Below are 21,370 nucleotides of genomic sequence, written 5' to 3' on the forward strand. Positions count from 1 at the left end.
GTGGGTGTGGTGGACGGTGCGGTGCGGGTGCCGGGGCGTCCGGTGCGTACGGTCTCGGAGCGGGAGCTGCGCGTCCTCGAACTCTGCGACGGGGTGAGGCTGTTCACCGATATCGTCGACGAGGTCTCCCGGGCCGAGGGCCGCGAGGTGCCGCCCGCCGAGATCACCGAGACCCTGGAGTGGCTCGTCGCCCAGCGCTGGGTCGCCTGGAAACTGGACGTCCCCGCGGGCACCTTCCCGGAACGCGCCCTGCGCGACTTCGTGGAGACGATCGGCGACGCGGAACTGCGTGAACCCGCCCTCGCCAAGCTGGACGTCCTGGAGCGCGGCCGTGACCGGGTCCGTGCCGCCGGCTTCGACGCCGACGAGCTGTGCGAGGCGCTCGCCGCGCTCGAAGCCGACTTCGCCGAACTGACCGAGACCTCCGCCCAGCGCGAGAAGGGCGCCCGTACCGCGCCCAACCGCGCGCTGGTCTACTCCGACAGCCGCAGATCGGCCACCGCCACGGTGGGCACCGCCGTACTGGAGCAGCTCACCCCCCTGGAGCTGTGCCTCACCGGAGCCCGCTGGATGACCAACCGGTTCGCCGAGACCGTCGGCGGACGTATCAAGGAGGCGTACGCCCGTCTCCGCGCCGGGCAGGACCGCGTCGACCTCGGCTCCCTCTGGTTCGAGTGCCTGCCCGCCCCGCACAGCGAGTCGATCGCGGACATCGACCGTATCCAGGCCGAACTGCGCGAGCGCTGGGCGAGGATCATCAACGCCCCGGCCGGGGCACGGCGGGTCCGGCTCTCCTCCGCCGATATCGCCGACCAGGTCCAGGAGGCCTTCGGCGAACCCGGGCGCGGCTGGTCCCTGGCCCGCTACATCAGCCCCGATGTGATGATCATCGCCGATGATCTCGACGCGGTGGAGCGCGGTGAGTTCGAACTCGTCCTCGGTGAGCTGCATGTGGCCATGAACACCCTGGGCGCCTCGCTCTTCGTCCACCAGCACCCGGACATGCGGGAGCTGATCGACGAGACCACGACCGACTTCCCCGGGCCCCGGCTGATGCCCATGCTGCCCAAGGAACTTCCGCTGAAGTGGTCCACCCGCAGCAGACCCTCCCTGGACCGCCCGCAGGACTACTACGTCGCCATCGTGGACCAGACCGCGGACCCCAGCCGGCCGCGCACGGTCCGCTGCGGCGACGTACTGGTGGAGGAGCGGGACGGACAGCTCAAGGCCGTGCTCCCCGACGGCTCCGTCTTCGATCTGCTCGATGTGTTCAGCCACGCCATGACCAACCGGGTGATGGACCGCTTCACCCTGCGGCCCGACACCGACCGTTCGCCGCGCATCACCATCGACTCGACCGTCGTGGCCCGTGAGACCTGGAAGTTCGTCGCCTCCGAGATGGAGTTCGCGAGGGAGAAGAACGAGGCGCGCCGTTTCGTACGGGCGCGTCAGTGGCGGTCGGCGCAGGAGTTGCCGCGGTGGGTGTTCGTGGTGTCCCCGACGGAGCCGCGGCCGTTCTTCGTGGACTTCGACAGTCCGGTGTATGTGAACATCTTCGCGAAGGCGGCCCGCAGGCTCGCGCGGAAGGACCCCGCCGCGCGGATGACGGTCTCGGAGATGCTCCCGACGCCGGAGCAGGCCTGGCTGACCGACGACGAAGGCAACAAGTACACCTCCGAACTCCGCTTCGTCGCCGTCGACCGCACCACGGAGACAGCCGCCGACCGCACCACGGAGACAGGAGAGGAAGGATGACCGGCGCGCCCCGCCCGGACGGCGGGGGGCTCCCCGCGGCCGGAGCGCGTACCCCGGTGGACGACATCCTCGCCCATGCCACGCGCGATCCGGGCGCCGTCGCCGTCGTCACCCCGGACAGCGAACTCTCGTACGGGGAACTCGCGGCCAGGATCGACCGGCTGGCCCGGATCCTCACCGCCCGGGGAGTGGGCCCCGAGGAGGTGTGCGCCGTCGCCGTCGAACGCGGTGTCGACGCCGTCGTCGCCATGGCCGCCGTGCTCCGGGCCGGCGGCGCGTTCCTCACACTCGACGTCGAACTGCCGCTGCCGCGGCTGGTGTCCATGGCCGAGAGCGGACGGGCCCGGTTCCTGCTCACCACCGCCGCTCTCGCCGAGCGGCTCGACCTGCCCGTCACCGGACCCACCCTGCTGCTCGACCGGCTCCCGGCCCCGGGCGGCCCGGCGGCACCCGCGCCGCCCGAGCCGTCGGCGGCACCCGCGCCGCCGTACCCCGCAGGGCCGCGCTCACTCGCGTACATCAGCCACACCTCCGGATCCACCGGAGCGCCCCACGCGGTCATGATCGAACGCGCCGGGCTCGACGCGTATCTGCGCTTCGTGGTCAGGGACTACGGACTCGGCCCGCACACCGTGGCCGTCCAGCTCGCCCCGCTCGGCTACGACGCCTCCATCAGGGACATCTTCGCGCCGCTCGTCGCGGGCGGCCGTCTGGTCCTGGTCGACCGCGCCCGGCTGCTGCGCGCCGACACCTTCGCGGCCATCCTCCAGGAGTACGGCGCGGACACCGTGCTGAGCACCACCCCCTCGTTGCTCACCTTCCTGGCACAGGGACCCGACGCGGCCGAACGGCTGGGCGGGGTGCGCACGGTGGTCTCCAGCGGGGAATCGCTGCGGCCCTTCCTCGCCGCCGGCGGGCGCGCGCTCGTCGGCGGACTGCTGGTGAACCAGTACGGTCCCACCGAATGCACCATGACCTCCACCCGGTACAAGGTGCCCGCCGTACCCGACACCTCCGCCGATGTCATCGGCACCCCCATCGACGGGGTCACCGTCCAGGTGCTCGACGACGAGCTGCGCGCCGTGCCCGACGGAGCGGTGGGGGAGCTGTACATCGGCGGCGACGGGGTCGCGCGGGGCTATCGGGGACTCGCCGCCCTGACGGCCGGGCGCTTCCTCCCCGATCCCTCGGGGCCGCCCGGCGCCCGTATGTACCGCACCGGTGATCTGACCCGCCGGCTGCCCGGCGGCGAGCTGGAGTATCTCGGCCGCTCCGACCGCCAGATCAAGATCCGCGGCCATCGGGTGGACCCGGCGGAGATCGAGGGCGCGCTGCTCACCCATCCCCACATCACCGGCGCGGTGGTCACCGCCGAGACGGACGGCCAGGGGCGGACCTGGCTGTACGCCCATGTCACCGGGCTGTCCGCCGGGACCGGCGACGCGTCCGTACGCGCCCATCTCGCCACCACCCTGCCGCCCCATATGCTGCCGAGGCGGTTCACCCGTATCGACCGGCTGCCGGTGACCCGCACCGGCAAGACCGACCGTGGCACACTCGCCCGGCCGGCCGTCCCGACGGCGGAGCGTGTGTCATGACGGCCGCGGGCACCAGGCTGGGCCACGCGGGCACCCGGCCGAGTCACACCGGCGTCCGGCGCGGCCCCGCCGCTGTCCGGCCCGGTCACACCGACGTTCTCGCCGCCGCCGAGCGGATCGCCCCGTACATACGGCGGACGCCGCTGCTGACGGCGGACTCACTGCCCGGCGTCCTGCTCAAGGCCGAACACCTCCAGCACAGCGGCTCGTTCAAGCTGCGGGGAGCGGCGAACGCGCTGCTGGCCCTGGGCGCCCAGGACATCGTCACCGGCTCCTCGGGCAACCACGGTCTCGCGGTGGCCGCCCTCGCCGGACCGCTCGGTGTCCGTGTGACCGTCGTCATGGCGGCCGGAGCGAGCGAGGCGAAGGCACAGGCCGTCGCGGCCCTCGGCGCCCGGGTGATCCGCAGCGGCGGCGGGGTCGCCGAACGCGACCGGTACGCACGGGACTTCGCGGAGCGTACGGGCGCGGTCCTGGTGCCCTCGTCGGACCATGAACTCGTGGCGGCCGGACAGGGCACCGTCGGTCTGGAGATATTCGAGGACGCCCCCGGCGCCGGCACCGTCTTCGTCCCGACCGGCGGCGGCGGTCTGCTCGGCGGGGTGTGTCTCGCCGCGGAGGGACTGACACGGCCGGTACGGATCGTCGGGGTGGAGCCCGGGGGCACCCGGCGCTACGCGCGCGCCCTGGCGGCGGGGCATCCGGTCGAGCTGCCGCCCAGTGACTCCGTCGCCGACGGACTGCGCGGCCAGCGCGCGGGCGAGGTGCTCTTCCCCGTGATCAGACGGCGCGTGGACGAACTGGTCGGGGTCACCGACGAGGCGATCGTCCACGCGACGGGCCTGCTCCACGCGGCCGGTGTCCCGGCGGAGCCCAGCGGCGCCGTCGCCCTGGCCGGAGCGCTGCACCACGGCTTCGACGGCACGGCCGCGGTGATCGTGTCCGGCGGAAACGGTCCGGCGGCCCTGGCCGCCCGGACGACCGCCCTCTGATCACTTTCGACAGCGTCACTGGCACCACTGACGTCACTGGCACCACTGACAACACTGAGATTACTGACACCACCGACATCACTGAAGGAGAACACCATGACCACGGCGGAACAGCACACGGTCGACGCGTCCCAGCTCCCCGAACTCATCGCGGGCTTCTACCGGGAGACCCTCGGCGACGCGACCCTCGACACCATGAGCGACTTCTTCGAGACGGGCGGGGACTCCCTGGCCGCCTTCCAGATCATCGCCCGGCTCCAGGAGAGTCTCCACACCGAGCTGCCCGTGGCGCTCATCTTCACCTATCCCTCGCCGGCCGAACTCGCCGAGGTCCTCGCCGCGGATCTCGCTGACCGCGCCGCCGAACAGGTGTAGGGGGAGATCCGGATGACCGAGGAATCCGTTTCCCTGAGCGAGCGATGGCGCCTCTGGGACCAAGTGGGCCTGCGTGGTCCGGGTTTTCCGGTGTCGGGGGTGTTGCGTCTGGCGCCGGTTGGGTTGGGTGTGGCGGCGGACAAGTTTGGTGTGGGGGAGGTGTTGTCGGGTGTGGAGTGGGAGGGTTTTGAGGAGTTGTTCGGGGTTGCGGCGGTGGGTACTGCTGGGGTGTTGCAGGGGATCGCGGGTTCGGGGCGGTTTCGTGCGGCGGTGGCGTGGCAGAACCGGGCGGTGTTGGGTTCGGGTGTCAAGCCGTTTCTGTCGTGGGTTCCTTCGGTGGCGGGGCGGTCGAGTATGCCGCGTCAGCGTGAGGAGTTGGTGGCGCATTATTGGCAGCGTTTCTGTGTGAAGAATGACACGATCGGGTTTTTCGGTCCGGTGGGCTGGGGCCGGGTGGATGTGTCGTCGCGTGGTGTGGGTGTGGATCCCGGTGTGGGGCTGGTCTCTGCTTCGGAGGTGTATTTTTCGAGTTGGTCGGTGGATGCGCTGGCTCGGGTGATCGGTGGGGTCGCGGGGGTTCGTGAGTGGGTGGCTCCGCGTCGTGTGCCGTTCGTGGGTGTGGTGGACGGTGCGGTGCGGGTGCCGGGGCGTCCGGTGCGTACGGTCTCGGAGCGGGAGCTGCGCGTCCTCGAACTCTGCGACGGGGTACGTTCCGCCCATGCCATCCAGCGGCTGCTGGGACCGGACACCGATGTGACCGAGGCGCTCGACACACTGGTGAGGCTGCGCTGTGTCACCTGGCGGCTGGAGGTTCCCGCCGACACCCGCCCCGAACTGCGGCTGCGCGAGATCCTGGACCGGATCGGCGACCCCGCCGTACGTGAGCCCGCGCTCGCCAAGCTGGACGTACTGGAGCGCGGGCGCGACCGGGTGCGGGCGGCCGGGGACGACCCGGAGCGGCTGATCACCGCGCTCGCCGGACTGGAGGCGGATTTCGAGCGGCTCACGGAAGCCGCCGCCCAGCGGGAGAAGGGCGCCACCACCGCGCCCTGCCGGGCCCTCGTCTACTCCGACTGCGTGCGCTCCGCGCAGGCCCGGATCGGTGGCGACATCGTGACGGCGCTGGCCCCGCTGGACCTCTTCATGACCAGCGCCACCTGGCTGACCTCCCGGCTCGCCGAGCGTGTGATGCGGCGGGCCGGTGAGGTCTTCGACCGGCTCGTGGGCGAGGCGGGCGGGGGCCGCGGAGGCGACGGGGACGGCGGAGGCGACGGGGACGGCGAGGACGGCGGAGGCGGCGGGAGCGACGGGCGCGGAACGGTGGATCTGGCGTCCTTCTGGTTCGCCTGTCTGCCGGTACTGCACGGCGAGGGCGCCGCCGACGCGGTCCGCCTCCAGGAGGAGTTCCGCCGGCGCTGGAGCGACATCCTGAGCCGGCACCTGCCGGAGGGCGTCCGCCGCGTCCGGGTCTCCGGCGCGGAGATCGCCGGCCAGATCGAGGAGTCGTTCGGCGGTACGGGGACCGGCTGGACGGCGGCACGCTATCTCAGCCCGGACGTGATGGTCGCCGCGGCCGACACCGCCGCGCTGGAGCGCGGTGAGTTCGAGCTCGTCCTCGGGGAACTCCATCTCGCCACCAACACCCTGGGCGCGTCGCTCTTCGTCCACCAGCACCCGGACCCCCGGGAACTCTTCGCCCGGACGAGCCGCGATCACCCGGATCCCCGGCTGATGCCGCTGCTGCCCAAGGAGCACAAGTCCAGGCTCTCCGCCAGGATCAGACACTCCCTGGTACGGCCCGAGGACTACCATGTCGCGCTCCTGGACCACACGGCCGACCCCGGCAGGCCGAACACCGTACTGAGCGCCGACGCCCGGGTCGAACGGCGGGCGGAGCGACTGGTGGTGGTGCTGCCCGACGGCACGGTGTTCGACGCCGTCGACGTGTTCTCGCATGTGCTGACGACCCTGGTGATGGATCTCTTCCAGATCCTTCCGGAGAGCGACCGTTCGCCGAGGGTCACGGTCGACTCGCTCGTGGTGGCGCGGGAGACCTGGCGGTTCGTCGCGTCGGAGATGGAGTTCGCGGGGGAGAAGAACGAGGCGCGGCGTTTTGTGCGGGCGCGTCAGTGGCGGTCGGCGCAGGAGTTGCCGCGGTGGGTGTTCGTGGTGTCTCCGACGGAGCCGCGGCCGTTCTTCGTGGACTTCGACAGTCCGGTGTATGTGAACATCTTCGCGAAGGCGGCCCGCAGGCTCGCGCGGAAGGATCCGGCGGCGCGGATGACGGTCACCGAGATGCTGCCCAACCCGGAGCAGGCCTGGCTGACCGACGACGAAGGCAACACCTACACCTCGGAGCTCCGCTTCGTCGCGGTGACCGACTGATACGTACGGACGTACGCGCACGCCCTCTCCTCGCCCGGGGCGGTCCTGACCACCAGGACCGCCCCGGGCTTTCGCATGCGCCCGCCCACCGACGGACCATGACCTCTCGTACCTACGACAGCACCACCGCCTCCGAGCGCGCCGCCTCCGCCGCTCCCGCCGACGCCACCGCCCCCGCCGACCCCACCGGCAGCACACGGAAAAGCGGTGGGGCACCGTCCTCCGGTGTCCCACCGCTTCCTGCTGATCGGCGCCGTCAGTCCGCCGCGGCCCCGTCGCCCGGCTCCGAGCCGGCGATCACCGCGTCCATGACCTCCGCGAGCCGCGACACATGCGGCGGCTTCATCACCCCGAAGTGATCACCCGGCACCCGATGGACCTCCACCCCCTCGGTGAGCAGCTCACGCCAGCGGCCCAGATAGTCCTCGAACGTCTGGCCGAATGCCACCTCGTGCTCGCCCTGGGCGAGTTCATCGCTGACGATGAGATGGAGCCGGCCGGGGAACGGGCGGTGCCGGTAGGCCAGATCCATCTCCATCACCTCCCGCCAGATCCGGGCGGCGCGCGGCCACGCCTCGCCGACCCCCTCGTCGGGCAGGGTGATCCCGGTCTCCTCGTCGACATCGTCGACCAGGTGGTTCAGCAGATCCAGGATCTCCGCCCGGCGCTCCGGGGTGTCCGCGTCGGCGCCGCCCCGCGCCACCTCGTCGACCAGCCGTTCCAGCCGGCGGATCAGTGCCAGCTCCCGCCATCCCTCGGCCCGTTCGTGTGCGTCGAGACCCGGGTCGAGGAGCATGAAGGTGACCTCCTCGCCCGCGCCCACCAGCCGGCTCGCCATCTCCGAGGCGATACCGCTTCCGCCGCACCAGCTGAAGAGCACGTAGGGCCCGGCGGGCTGGAGGGCCCGCAGCTCCGTGAGATAGCGCTCGGCCATCTCCTCGGCGGTCGGCGGGCTCGCCGAGGTGTGCGGGCCCGGCCACTCGAACGCGGCCACCGGCCGCTCCGTCCGCAGATGCGGGGCCAGCCGCAGATACCAGTGGGCGCTGCCGCCGCCCGGGTGGACGAAGAACAGCGGACTGCCACTGCCCTTCTCACGGATCCACAGCATCGCCCGGGTCGCCTCCCCGCCCTCCGATGCCGATGTGTTCCGGGCGGATTCGATGCTCGCCGCCAGACCCGCGACCGTACGGTGCTCGATGAACGACCGGAACCGCAGCTCCAGTCCGTGCCGGGCGCGCAGCGTCGCCACGATCCTCATCAGCGCCAGCGAATGACCGCCCAGCTCGAAGAAGTCGTCGTGGGCTCCGACGTGTTCGACGGTCAGCGCCTCGCTCCACGCGTCGGCGATGGCCTCCTCCAGCTCGCCCGAGGGAGCCACGTACGGCGCCATGAGCGCGGGCCGCGCACCGTCCGGCACGGGCAGCGCCGCGCGGTCGGTCTTCCCCGCGGGGGTGAGCGGGAAGGCGTCGAGCACGAAGTAGTGCGTGGGCAGCAGCCCCTTCGGCACCCGGCCGCGGAGATGCTCGCGCAGTTCGGCGGGCTCGGCCGTACGTCCCTCCGCGGTCTCGGCGTATGCCACCAGCGTCGCGTCCGCCGTGCCCGCGCGGTGCACCGTGACCACCGCCGCGGCCACCGCCGGATGGCCGAGCAGCAGATTCTCGATCTCGCCCGGCTCGGCGCGCAGTCCGCGCACCTTCACCTGGTGGTCCCGGCGGCCGTGGTACTGGAGCGTGCCGTCGGTGTTGCGCGACACCAGGTCCCCGGTGCGGTAGAGCCGGTCCCCGGGCCGGCCGCCGTACGGGTCGGGGACGAAGCGTTCCGCCGTGAGATGCGGACGGTTGAGATATCCCCGGGCCAGCCCGGCGCCGCCCACGTACAGCTCGCCCTGAACCCCGTCCGCCACCGGGCGGAGGTCCGCGTCGAGGACGTACACCTGGAAGTTCCCGATGGGCCGCCCCATCGACGGCGGGCCGCTCACCCGGGCCGGGCCGCTTCCCCGGGGAGGCACGGGCGCGAGGGTGGCGCACACGGACGTCTCCGTCGGTCCGTAGGCGTTGATGAAGGTCACCCGGTCCGACCAGCGCGCCGCCTGTTCCGCGGAGCAGGCCTCACCGGCCGACACCAGCACCCTGAGGTGCGGGAAGTCGCTGGGCGTCAGCCGGTCGAGCAGCGAAGGCGGCAGTGTCATATGGGTGACCAGACCGGCCTGCCGGCGCAGATCGCCCGGGTCCGTGTCCGGCGGTGGCAGCACCAGTTCGGCGCCGTTGGTGAGCGCCATGACCACCTCCCAGACGAAGGCGTCGAAGCTCGGCGAGGCGAACTGGAGCACCCGGTCGCCCTCGCGCACATCGAGGTGCTCACGCTGTGCGTACCGCAGATTGAGCGGTCCCCGGTGCGGCACCCCGACACCCTTGGGCAGCCCGGTGGATCCGGACGTGTAGATCACATAGGCGAGACTGTCGAGCGAGGCCCGGCCCGCCGGATCCGGCGCAGGAACATCCCCGCCCGCGATCTCCCCGCCCGGCAGGTCTCCGCCGCGCCGGTCTCGGCCGGACGGACTTCCGCCCGGCAGGTCGCCCTCGGGCAGGTCCTCGACCATCTCCACCGCGCAGTTCACCCCGGACGGAAGCGCGGTACGCAGCGCGCGTGTGCTGAGCAGGACCGTGACGTCCGCGTCCGTCAGCATGTGCCGCAGACGCTCGGCGGGATACTCGGGATCGAGCGGCAGGAACGCGCCCCCGGCCTTGAGCGTCGCCAGCAGGGCGACGATCAGATCCGGGGTACGGGGCAGATACAGCCCGACGATGGTGTCGGGCCCGACACCCAGGGCACGCAGCCGCCGCGCCAGCCGCTCGGCGCGCTCGTCCAGCGCGCCGTAGCCGACGCTCTCGTCCCCGTACCGCAGGGCGACCGAATGCGGGGTCGACCTGGCCTGCGCCGAGGCCAGTTCATGCACCAGCATGTCGGCCGACACCGGACGCGCCGTGTCGTTCCCGTCGTGCACGGTCCTGTCGTGGTCGGCGGGCGGCAGCGTCAGCCCGTACGCGTCACCGTCCGGGTCGGCGGCCATTGCCTCCAGCACATGACGGTAGACCCGGCCCAGCAGTTCCAGCTGGGCGCGTCCCACCAGGCTGGGCCGGCCGCCGAGCCGCAGCACCCCGGGGAACGTCCACACCTCCAGGGCGAGTTCGCTGGGACTGAAGTCGTCGACCATACCGACCTCGTCGGACTCCCAGTCGAGGACATGGAAATCCAGGAAGCCGAAGGCCACATCGATGAGCGTCGGCGACGTGCCCCACTCCCGCTGCATCGCCGGCATCGGATAGCGGCGGTGCGGCCACAGCTCCGCCTCGCCCGCGAAGACATCGCGGACCAGCTCACGCCAGGTACGGGCCGACAGATCGGCGGCGAACGGCACCGTGTTGAGATACAGCCCGCGCACCTCGTCCCCGCGCGCCAGCTCCGGTCTGCCGTTGCAGACCAGCCCGGTGTGGAAGCGCCGGCGGCCGGTGACAACACCCAGCGCCCGCAGATGCGCGGCGTGCAGCACACTCTTCAGCGAGCCGCCGGCCGCCGCCGCGAGCCGCCGCAGACCCGGCAGCAGATCCCGGTACGGCACATCGATGATCGTGGCCTTCTCGTCCTGCTCCTGGCTGCCCCAGGCCGGCGGGAGCTCGAACTTCTCGCTGCCGCCGATCCGTTCCGCCCAGAACGCGCGGTCCTCCGCCGAGGCGAGCGCGGCGCGCTCCAGCGCGACGAAGTCGGCGAACCGCACATCGGGCGGCGGTGGCAGATCCGGCGTCCGGCCCTGCCGTACCGTCCGGTACAGGGAGATCAGCTCGGCGACCACCGAGGTGTGGGACCAGCCGTCCAGAATGGCGTGCGCCTCGATATGGGTCAGCCACCACTCCTCGTCGGAGATCTGATGGACGTGGTAGCGCAGCAGCGGAGGGCGGCCGAGATCGAAGGCCTTGCGCCGCTCGCCCACCAGGAAGCCGTCCACCACGGCCCGCTGGTCCTCGGCCGGCTTCGACCTCAAGTCGTCGAAGCCGATGGGCAGTTCGGCCTCCCGGTGGACGAGCTGCATGGCCTCGGAGTAACCGGACAGATCGAACGAGGTCCGCAGGATCTCATTGCGCGCGACCAGCGTCCGGGCCGCCTCGGTCAGCGCCGCGGGGTCGAACGGCAGCTCGTCGCGGACCTTGTAGCAGGAGACGTTCTGGTAGACGGCCCGGTCGGTCGCCGCCAGCATCTCGTAGACCATCCCGGCCTGGGTCTGCGCCATCGGGTACGCGTCGTCCAGGCCCTCCGGAAGCCGGGCCCGGTCCTCGTCCCCGACCAGCGCGAAGCGCTCCACGAGCACATCGGCCGCCACCGGGCCCGCCGTACCATCGGCCGGCCGCGGGCGCGAGCGCACCAGCTCCGCCAGTTCGGCCACCCGCTGACGGGTGAACATGTCGTGCACGGACACCTCGAAGCCCTGCTCACGCAGCCGGCCCACGGCCCGGATCGCGCGCAGCGAGTCACCGCCGAGCTGGAAGAAGCTGTCGTGCACACCCACCTTGTCGACGCCCAGGGCCGCCGCGAAGGCCTCGGCGAGTGTCCGCTCCAGCGCGTCGCGGGGCGCGGTGTACTCCCCGGCCAGGAGCGACCTGGTGTCGTCGGGCGCGGGCAGCGCCTTGCGGTCCACCTTGCCGCTGGTCGTCAGCGGCAGGGCGTCCCGCAGCATCCAGTGCGCCGGGCACATGTGCTCGGGCAGCTTGCCGCGCAGCTCCTCCCGTACCGCGGCGACATCCGCGGTGACCGGGGTGAGATGGGCGACGAGCCGCTCGTCGTGCAGGGTGACCGCGGCCGAGTCCACCCCCGCGCACTCGGTGAGCACGGCCTCGATCTCACCGAGCTCGACGCGCTGACCGCGGATCTTGACCTGGTGGTCCAGCCGCCCGAGATACTCGATGGCGCCGTCGGCCCGGTACCGGGCGAGATCGCCGGTGCGGTACAGCCGCTCGCCGGGGGCGGTGGCGAACGGACTGGGTACGAACCGCTCCGCCGTCAGCGCGGGCCGGCCGAGATAGCCGCGGGCGAGCTGCACACCGCCGAGCAGCAGCTCACCCGGCACACCGACGGGGACCGGCCGCAGCCCGTCGTCCACGATGTAGGTACGGGTGTTGGCGATGGGCCGTCCGATGGTGACGGGCAGACCGGGCGCACACCGCGCGGCGGTCACGTCCACCGCCGCCTCGGTCGGCCCGTACAGATTGTGCAGCTCGCAGCCGATCCGCTCGTGCACGGCCGTGACCAGGTCGGCGGGGAGCGCCTCGCCGCTGCAGATCATCCGCCGCAGGGTTGGCAGCGGCGGCAGCGGTCCGGCCAGGAACGCCCGCAGCATGGACGGTACGAAGTGCAGGGTGGTGACGCCCTCGGCGGCGATCACCCCGGCCAGATAGGCGGGATCGCGATGCCCGCCGGGCCGGGCCAGCACCAGGGTGGCGCCGGTCGTCAGCGGCCAGAAGAACTCCCACACCGACACGTCGAAGCCGTACGGGGTCTTCTGGAGCACCCGGTCCGCCCCGGTGAGCCCGTAGGCCTCCTGCATCCAGTGCAGCCGGTTGACGATCGCGCGGTGCTCGACCACCACCCCCTTGGGACGGCCCGTCGACCCCGAGGTGTAGATGACATACGCGGGGTGTTCCGGCGCGGGACCGGACCAGGAGCCCTTGCCGGCGAGCGCGGACCGTCCGGACCGGTCGGCGTCGATGTCCACGACCTGCCGGTCCCCGCCGGACACCAGCTCCGCCAGCCCGGCGTCCGTGACGACGACCGTCGCGGCCGAGTCGTCCAGCATGAAACCGAGGCGTTCGCGCGGGTATTCGGGATCCAGCGGCAGATACGCGCCCCCGGCCTTCATGACGGCGAGCAGCGCCACCATCAGACCGGTACCCCGGGGAAGACACACCCCGACCACGGACTCCGGGCCCACACCGCGCTCCCGCAGCTCCCCGGCGAGCCGGCCGGCCTCGGCGGCGAGCCGCGCGTACGACACGGCCGTGCCCTCGTACCGCAGCGCGGTCGCGTCCGGGGTCCGGGCGGCCTGCGCCTCGAACAGCGCGGGCAGGGTCCCCGACGGATACGGCCGGGCGGTGTCGTTCCACCCCTCCAGCAGCAGTCCGCGCTCGGCCGCCGGGAGGATCTCCAACCCGTCCACCGGCAGCGCGGGTTCGGCCGTGGCGCTCGCCAGGAGCCGGGCGAAGTGCGCGGTGAACCGCTCGGCGGTCTCCCGGTCGAACAGCGCCGACGCGTAGTTCAGGGCCCCGGACAGGGACCCGTCGGGCAGCTGGGACACCCCCAGCGTCAGATCGAACTTGGCCGTGCTCTCGCCGACCGGCAGCCGGCCGACCGTCAGCGGGCCCATGGTCCGCGGCCCGGCCGTCGCCGACTCCTCCTGCCAGAGCAGCATCGCCGAGAAGAGCGGGGTCCGCGACGGGTCGCGCTCCGGCGCCAGTTCGTCCACCAGCCGCTCGAACGGCACCTCCTGATGGGCGTACGCGTCGAGCGCGGCCTCCCGTACCCGGCGCAGCACCTCCGTGAAGGAGGGCGAGCCGGACAGATCGGTCCGCAGGACCAGGGTGTTGAGGAACAGCCCGGCCATGTCCTGCACCTCGGGCCGGTCGCGGCCGGCCACGGGTGTGCCCACGGCCACGTCCCGCTGTCCGCTCCAGCGGCCGAGCAGTACGGCGTACGCCGCGGTCAGCGCCATGAACGGGGTGGCGCCGTGATCGCGCGCCAGCGCCGTCAGCCGTCCGGCCACCTCCGCAGGGACCTTCAGCGGCACCTGCGCGCCCGCGACATCCCGTACGGCGGGCCGCGGCCGGTCCGTGGGCAGCTCCAGCGGCTCCAGCCCGGCCAGCCGCTCCCGCCAGTGGACGAGCTGCCTCTCCAGCAGTTCCCCGGAGAGCCGGTCGCGCTGCCAGACCGCGAAGTCGGCGTACTGCAAGGGGACTCGCGGCTCCGCCGCCGGGCGGCCTGCCACGGCGTCGCCGTAGCGGGCCGCCACCTCGGCCACCAGCAGATCCTCGCTCCAGCCGTCCGAGGCGATGTGATGGAACGTCAGCAGCAGCGCGTGCTCGTCCTCGTCCAGCCGCACCAGCACCGCCGACAGGACGGGTCCGGTCGCCAGATCGACGGGGAGCCGTTCGGAGGTGACGAGGGCCGCCAGCCGGGCGTCCGCCCGCTCCCGGTCCACACCGCGCAGGTCCAGTTCGGTCAGCGGTACGGGACCCGGCTCGTCGATCAGCTGCACCGGCTCGTCGTCCACCACCGGATAGCGGGTGCGCAGCACCTCGTGCCGGGCGGCCGTCCCGTCCAGCGCGGTGCGCAGCGCGGCCGGGTCCAGCTCGCCCCGCAGCCGCAGGGCCGCAGTCATCAGATACTCCGTGCTGCCCGGCTGGAGCTGGTCCAGGATCCACAGCCGGCGCTGGGCGAAGGACAGCGGCAGCGGGCCGCCGCGCGGGGCCCGGCCGATGCCGTCGTTCCGCTGGGGCGCCGCCCTGCCGCGCAGGCGCTGCCGCAGCAGCTCCTGGCGCAGTGCCGTCCGGTCGCCGGTCTCTGTCTCGGTCATCGCTCACTCCTCTGGGACAGCAGCCCCGCCACTTCGTCGTCCGACAGCCCGGCGATCTCGGCCTCGATGGCCTCGGACACCGCCTCGGCCAGCTCCGCCACCGTGGTGGCCTCGAACAGCCTGCGCAGCGGCAGGTCGACCGCGAACGCCTCTCTGATCCGCGCGAGAACCCGGGTGGCCAGCAGCGAGTGGCCGCCCAGCGCGAAGAAGTCGTCCAGGGCGCCGACCCGCGCCACATCGAGTACCTCGCACCAGATCGCGGCGACGGTCTCCTCCGCCGGGTCACGTGGGGCCACGTACTCCTGTCCGCCGTCCGTGCGGGCGAGCACCGGATCGGGCAGTGCCTTGCGGTCCACCTTCTTGCTGCTGGTCAGGGGCAGCGCCGGCAGTGTCACCCAGAGCGACGGGATCATGTACTCCGGCAGCGACTCCCCCAGATGGGCGCGGAGTTCACCGATGGCGGGCACCGCGCTGTCCGGCCGGGCCACCAGATACGCGGCCAGCCGCTTGTCGCCGGGTGCCACCTCCGCCGCCACGGCCACGGCCTCCTGGATCGCGGGATGGCGCACCAGCGCCGCCTCGATCTCGCCCAGCTCGATCCGCAGTCCGCGGATCTTGACCTGGTGGTCGATCCGGCCCAGGAACTCGATCACGCCGTCGGGCCGGTGGCGTACGAGATCGCCGGTCCGGTACAGCCGCCGCCCCGGCTCGTCACCCAGCGGATCGGGGACGAACCGGTCCGCCGTCAGCTCCGGCCTGCCGTGGTAGCCACGAGCCAGCCGTACACCGCCGAGGCACAGCTCACCCGGCACCCCGGCCGGGACCGGGCGCAGATCCGCGTCCAGCACATAGGCCCGGGTCCCGGACACCGGCCGTCCGATGGGCATCGCCGAAGCGCTCTGCTCCCCGGCGGCTCCCGGGCCGGACTCCGTGCCGGGTTCCGCGCCGACCCGGTGGAGCAGGCAGGTGACGGTCGCCTCGGTGGGCCCGTAGTTGCACAGGAAGCGTCCGGGCAGCCCGGTCTCGGCCCAGCGCCGTGCGTCGGCCACCGTGACCACGTCACTGCCGACGTTCATCAGCTTCAGCCCGGTCAGCCGGTCCAGTGAGCCGGACTCCGCCATCGCCCGGTAGTAGGCCGGGGTGATCTCGACGATCGTCACACCGTGCTCGTCGAGCCGGGCGGGCAGCTCCGCGGGGGTCCAGAAGACCGGGTCACCCACCACGATCGTGGCGCCGGCCGTCAGGGTGGCCGCGATCTGGTCCATCGCCACGTCGAAGGTGAGCGCGGACAGCAGCACGACCCGTTCGCCCGGTTCGATGCCGTACTCGTCCGCGATCACCCGGCAGTGGTGGGCGTAGGAGCGGTGCTCGATCATCACCCCCTTGGGGCGCCCGGTGGAGCCGGAGGTGTAGATGACATAGGCGAGATTGCCCGGTGCCACCGGCACGGGCACGTTCTCCGACGCCCCCGGATCCACCGACGCTCCCGGATCCGCCGACACCTTCGTATCCGCCGACGTCTTCGTACCCGCCGGCGCCCGCCGGTCGTTGGCCCGGTCCGGTCCGCCGGCGCCGTCCTCGCCGCCGACGGTGATCACGTGGTACGGGCCCGTCCCGAGCCGCTCCGCGAACGCCCTGGTGGCGACCACCACCGTCGCCCCGACATCGCCCAGCATGAAGCGCAGCCGCTCCAGCGGGTGCAGCGGGTCGAACGGGGCGTACACCCCGCCGGCCTTGAGCACACCCAGCAGCACCACGACCGCCTCCGCGCCCCGCTCCAGGCAGGACGCGACGACCGTCTCGGGCCCGACGCCCAGGGAGCGCAGCCGGTGGGCGAACCGGTTCGCGCGGGCGTTCAGCTCCGCGTAGCCGATCTCCACACCCCCCGCCACCACCGCCACCGCGTCCGGTGTCCGTGCGGCCTGCCGCTCGAACAGCTCGGGCACGGTCAGCGCGTGCTCCGCGGCGGGGTCGAGCCGGGCGAGCCGGTCCCCCTCCGGGTCCGGCCAGATGTGCACCAGGGTCCTGTGCTCCTCCTCGGTGAGCAGCGTGAGATCGCCGATCCGCGCGCCGGGAGCGGCCGTGACACTGTTCAGCAGCGCCAGATAGTGCCCGGCCATCCGCTCGATCGTGGCACGCTCGAAGAGCCCCGTGGCGTACTCGAACCAGCAGTGCAGCCGCCCGTCGGCGCGCTGCTTGACCGTCATGGTGAGATCGAACTTGGCCACGGCGGGCCCGGTGTGGACCGGCTCGATGACCGACCCGCCCAGGGTCGCGGGCACCCCCTCCATATGCTGGAGTTCGAACATCACCTGGAAGAGCGGATTGCGGGAGAGATCACGGTCGGGCCGCAGCGCGTCCACCAGATGCTCGAACGGCACGTCCTGGTGGGCCATCGCCTCCAGGGACACCGTGCGCACCTGGTCCAGGAAGTCCGTGAAGGCCGGATCGCCCGACAGATCGTTGCGGATCACCAGATTGTTGGTGAAGAAGCCGACCAGTTCCTCGGTCTCCTCCCGGGTCCGGCCCGCGACCGGGGTGCCGACCGCGATATCCGTACGCCCCGTATAGCGTCCGAGCAGCAGCTGGAACGCCGCCAGCAGGACCATGAACGGTGTCGCGCCGTGCCGCGCCGCGAGATCCGCCACGCCGTGGCCCGTCCCGGCCGGCACATCCACGATCACCGTGTCGCCGCGGGCGTCGCGCACGGCTGATCTGAGCCGGTCGGCGGGCAGTTCGACCGGGCTGAGCCCGGTCAGCCGGTCACTCCAGTAGGCGAGCTGCCCCGCGATCTCGCCCGCCGACTGCTGCTCGCGCTGCCAGGCCGCGAAGTCCGCGTACTGCACCGGCTGGGCACGCAGCGGCGAGGGGCGGCCCGCGGCGAACGCCTCGTACGCCGCGTTCAGATCCTTGAGGTAGATCCCCATCGACCAGGCGTCGAAGGCGATGTGATGCAGGGTCAGCCCGAGCAGATGGCTGTCGGGCGCCGTACGGATCACCGTGACCCGGAACGGGGCCTCCCGCTCCAGATCGAACGGCAGACCGGAGGCGCGGTCCAGCAGCTCCCGGGCCAGGGCCTCGGCCTCCGGTTCACCGGACAGATCGTGCAGTGTGAAGTCGACAGGGCCCGGCGGATCGATGAGCTGCACCGGATCACCGGCGCGCGCCACATACCGGGTGCGCAGGATCTCGTGCTTCGCCGCGGTCGCGTCCACCGCGCGCCGGAACGCCTCGGTGTCCAGCGGGCCGCGCAGCCGCAGCGCCACCGGGACGACATACTCGTCGCTGCCCGGATCGAGCTGGTCCAGGAACCACATACGCTGCTGGCCGAACGAGAGCGCCAGTTCCCCGCCGCGCTCCACCGGCCGGATCGAGGGCTCCTCGGCGTCCGTCCCGGCCGATCCGACCCTGGCTGCCAGCTCCGCGACCGTACGGGCGTGGAACAGCTCACCGACCGTCAGCTCGACGCCGAAGGCGCGCCGCAGCCGCAGCACCAGCCGGATCGCGAGCAGGGAGTGCCCGCCGAGTGCGAAGAAGTCGGCGTCGGCGCCGACCCGTTCCACCCCGAGGAGCTCGCCCATCAGCTCGGCGACGGCCCGCTCGGCGGGGGTACGGGGTGCCGTCCAGGCCGTTCGGTCCGGCTCGTTCCTGCCCTCCGGCGACGGCAGCCGCCGGCGGTCCACCTTGCCGTTCGGCGTCAGCGGGATCGCGTCGAGCGCCACGGTGACCGACGGGATCATGCTCTCCGGCAGCCGGGCCGCCAGCAGGGCACGCAGCTCCTCGGGCTCCGGGAGCGATGTCCCCGGGGCCGGTACGAGATAGGCGACCAGCTCCGTGTCCCCGGACTCCGGCCGGTGCGTGGTCACCACCGCGGCGGCGACCGAGGGATGGGCGGTGAGGGCGGCCTCGATCTCACCCGGCTCGATCCGGACACCCCGCACCTTCACCTGCTCGTCGATACGCCCGACGAATTCGAGCGCGCCGTCCTCACGGCGGCGCACCAGGTCCCCCGTGCGGTACCACCGCTCACCGGGGGTGCTCGGGAACGGATGCGGGGTGAAGCGGTCCGCCGTCAGATCTCCCCGGCCCGCGTAGCCGCGCGCCAGACCGACCCCGGCGACACACAGCTCACCGGGGACACCCACCGGTACGAGCCGGTCCTCGGCGTCCACCACGAACGCGCGGACATTGGGCAGCGGACGCCCGATCGGGACGATCTCGGTCCGCTCGGTCCCGTCGTAGCGCCACGCGGTGGAGTCGATCGCGCACTCGGTCGGGCCGTAGGTGTTGAACACCTCGACATCGACGGTGTCGCGCAGCCGCGCGCACAGTTCGGCGGGCAGCGGTTCGCCGGCCGAGCACACCAGCCGCAGCGCGGAGCACTCAGCGAGATCCGTCTCGGCCAGCAGCAGCCGCAGGACGGACGGGACGAGCTGGAGGACGGTCACATCGTGCTCGGCCACCGCGCGGACCATGACCGAGGGGTCGCGATGGGCCTCCTCGGGAGCCATCACCACCGTGCCGCCCGACACGAGCGGCGAGAGGAACTCCCATACGGCGGCGTCGAATCCGATGGTGGTCTTCTGGAGCACCCGGTCGCCCGCGCCGATCCCGTACCGGTCCACGGACCACAGCACACGGTTGCTTATCCCGGCATGGGTGACGACCACACCCTTGGGCCGACCGGTCGAGCCGGAGGTGTACATGATGTACGCGGCATCGGCGGCTCCCACGGACACCGGTGTCAGGAGGTCCGCGTCCGCCGGCGCGCTGCCGGGCTCGGCGCTGTCGAGCGTCAGCGCACGGGGATGGACGGGCAGCCGCTCACGCAGCGACTCCTCGGTGAGCAGCACCTCGACACCGGCGTCCGAGACCATGAACGCCAGCCGGTCCGCCGGGTGTTCGGGCGCGAGCGGTACGTACACCGCCCCCGAGGCGAGCACCGCGAGCAGCGCCGTGACCAGGTCGGTGCTCCGGTGCAGCGCCACTCCCACGGGCGTACCGCGCGTGACCCCCAGGCTCCGCAGCCGCCGGGAGAGCGCGTCCACCCGCCGTGCGAGCTCCGCGTAACGGGTCTCCGTGCCCCCGGACACCACGGCCACCGCGTCCGGTGTGGCCCGCGCCCGCTCAAGGAACAGCTCGGACAGGGACCGGCCGGTGGTCACGGTCTCCGTACGGTTCCACTCGGCGAACCGGGACAGTTCGGCGTCGGGGACGATCTCCAGCCGCCGCACGGGTACGTCGGGCCGGTCGGCGGCGTCCGTGAGCAGCCGCAGCAGTCCGGCCGCCATCCCCTCCATACGCGCCGCGTCGAACAGCGCCGTCGGATAGAGGAACTTCGCCTCCATCGAGCCGTCCGGACGCCCGGCGAGATGCAGCGACAGATCGAACGCGGCACCGGCCACGGGCGAGTCGTACTTGGAGACCTCCAGACCGGGCAGCCGCAGCGGCCGGCGCCGGGCGTTGTGCAGCGCGAACCCCACCTGGAAGACCGGGTTGCGGGACGGGTCGCGCTCCGGGGCCAGATCGGCGACGACCCGCTCGAACGGCACCTCCTGATTGCTGAAGTCGTCCAGCTGGCCGTCCCGGACGCGCGCCAGGAGCTCCACGAACGAGGGGTCGCCGGACAGATCCGTCCGCAGCACCACGGTGTTGAGGAACATACCGATCATCTGGTCCAGCTCGGGCTGGTCACGGCTGGCCAGGGACACCCCGACCGCCACATCGCGCCGGCCCGAGTAGCGGGCCAGCAGCAGCTGGAACGCCGCGAGGTACGTCATGAAAGGCGTCGCGCCCGCGCGCCGGCCGATCTCGTCGACCCGCGCCGCGAGCGCGGCCGGCACCGTGAAGGACAGACTGTCCCCGGTGGGGTCCCACCGGGCCGGACGCGGCCGGTCGGTGGGCAGCTCCAGCGGATCGAGATCCGCCAGCCGCTCCCGCCAGTAGGCACGCTGACGGTCCATCGACGCGGCGGACGCCTCGTAACTCTCGCGCTGCCACTGCGCGTAGTCCAGATACTGCACGGGCAGCGGTTCCAGCGGCGACGGCAGGCCCCCGCCGAACGCGGTGTACAGCGTCTCGATCTCCTCCGCGAGCACCCCCCACGACCAGCCGTCGAACGCGATGTGATGCACGGTGATCAGCAGCGCGGTGTCGTCCGGGCCGAGATCGACCAGCGTCACCCGCCACGGCGGGCGCTCGCGCAGATCGATCGGCGTACGCAGCTCGGTGGCGCTCAACTCGCGCAGGCGCGCGGGCCGTTCACCGGCCGGCAGCCCGGCGAGATCCACCAGGACGGGCTCCACCGGCCCCGGCGGGTCCACGATCTGGCCACCGGTGCCGGTGTCCCCGTCGCCGTCTCCGCCCCCGTCTCCGTCCATGGAGACGTACCGCGTGCGCAGCACCTCGTGACGTACGGCGATCTCCGACAGCGCGGCCGTGAGCGCGCCGGTGTCCAGCGGCCCCCGCAGCCGGAACGCCTCGTGCAGCAGATACTCGGTCGTGGCTCCGGACCGCAGCTGATCGAGAAACCAGAGCTGTTCCTGTGCGAATGACAGCGGGTACGGGCCATCGCCGGTTGCCATCGGTCGCCTCCCAGAGTGAGAAGTAGGGGTTCACGGGACCGGGATGAGGTCACCCGGTGATAC

The 21,370-nt window shown here is 72.3% G+C and carries 7 protein-coding genes; 5 read left to right on the forward strand and 2 right to left on the reverse strand.

Going from position 1 to position 21,370, the window contains the following annotated elements; all coding sequences use genetic code 11:
- The 5 genes from ACWGDX_RS35165 to ACWGDX_RS35185 form a co-directional block, all read left to right on the forward strand.
- On the forward strand, positions 1-1,755 hold a 1,755-nt coding region (locus tag ACWGDX_RS35165; protein ID WP_453632277.1), incomplete at its 5' end, for a lantibiotic dehydratase.
- Positions 1,752-3,353, forward strand: a complete 1,602-nt coding sequence (locus ACWGDX_RS35170) for an amino acid adenylation domain-containing protein (protein ID WP_453632279.1) — start codon at positions 1,752-1,754, stop codon at positions 3,351-3,353. The genes ACWGDX_RS35165 and ACWGDX_RS35170, both read left to right, overlap by 4 nt.
- Entirely contained in the window at positions 3,350-4,345 is a 996-nt protein-coding gene (locus tag ACWGDX_RS35175) for a pyridoxal-phosphate dependent enzyme (protein WP_453632281.1), read from the forward strand. Before ACWGDX_RS35170 ends, ACWGDX_RS35175 begins: the two co-directional genes overlap by 4 nt.
- Before the next feature lie 96 nt (positions 4,346-4,441).
- Positions 4,442-4,720: a phosphopantetheine-binding protein gene (locus ACWGDX_RS35180; protein WP_453632283.1), complete on the forward strand. Its 279-nt coding sequence runs from the start codon at positions 4,442-4,444 to the stop codon at positions 4,718-4,720.
- Between the two features lie 12 nt (positions 4,721-4,732).
- On the forward strand, positions 4,733-7,105 hold the full coding sequence (locus tag ACWGDX_RS35185) for a lantibiotic dehydratase (RefSeq protein WP_453632285.1): 2,373 nt from the start codon (positions 4,733-4,735) through the stop codon (positions 7,103-7,105).
- Between the two features lie 256 nt (positions 7,106-7,361).
- Here the strand turns inward: ACWGDX_RS35185 and ACWGDX_RS35190 are convergent, their stop codons facing one another.
- Together ACWGDX_RS35190 and ACWGDX_RS35195 are read right to left on the reverse strand one after the other, a co-directional pair.
- On the reverse strand, positions 7,362-14,723 hold the full coding sequence (locus ACWGDX_RS35190) for an amino acid adenylation domain-containing protein (protein WP_453632287.1): 7,362 nt from the start codon (positions 14,721-14,723) through the stop codon (positions 7,362-7,364).
- Entirely contained in the window at positions 14,720-21,307 is a 6,588-nt protein-coding gene (locus tag ACWGDX_RS35195; RefSeq protein WP_453632288.1) for an amino acid adenylation domain-containing protein, read from the reverse strand. The genes ACWGDX_RS35190 and ACWGDX_RS35195 overlap by 4 nt, the downstream gene beginning before the upstream one ends.
- Between the last annotated feature and the right edge of the window lie 63 nt (positions 21,308-21,370).

This window comes from Streptomyces sp. NPDC055025 (genome assembly GCF_053608565.1).

What these genes read in the sequence shown, in the direction of transcription:
- ACWGDX_RS35170 (WP_453632279.1), top strand. Translation starts at nt 1,752, where the DNA reads ATGACCGGCGCGCCCCGCCCGGACGGCGGGGGGCTCCCCGCGGCCGGA.
- ACWGDX_RS35195 (WP_453632288.1), bottom strand. Translation starts at nt 21,307, where the DNA reads ATGGCAACCGGCGATGGCCCGTACCCGCTGTCATTCGCACAGGAACAG.
- ACWGDX_RS35175 (WP_453632281.1), top strand. Translation starts at nt 3,350, where the DNA reads ATGACGGCCGCGGGCACCAGGCTGGGCCACGCGGGCACCCGGCCGAGT.
- ACWGDX_RS35185 (WP_453632285.1), top strand. Translation starts at nt 4,733, where the DNA reads ATGACCGAGGAATCCGTTTCCCTGAGCGAGCGATGGCGCCTCTGGGAC.
- ACWGDX_RS35180 (WP_453632283.1), top strand. Translation starts at nt 4,442, where the DNA reads ATGACCACGGCGGAACAGCACACGGTCGACGCGTCCCAGCTCCCCGAA.
- ACWGDX_RS35190 (WP_453632287.1), bottom strand. Translation starts at nt 14,723, where the DNA reads ATGACCGAGACAGAGACCGGCGACCGGACGGCACTGCGCCAGGAGCTG.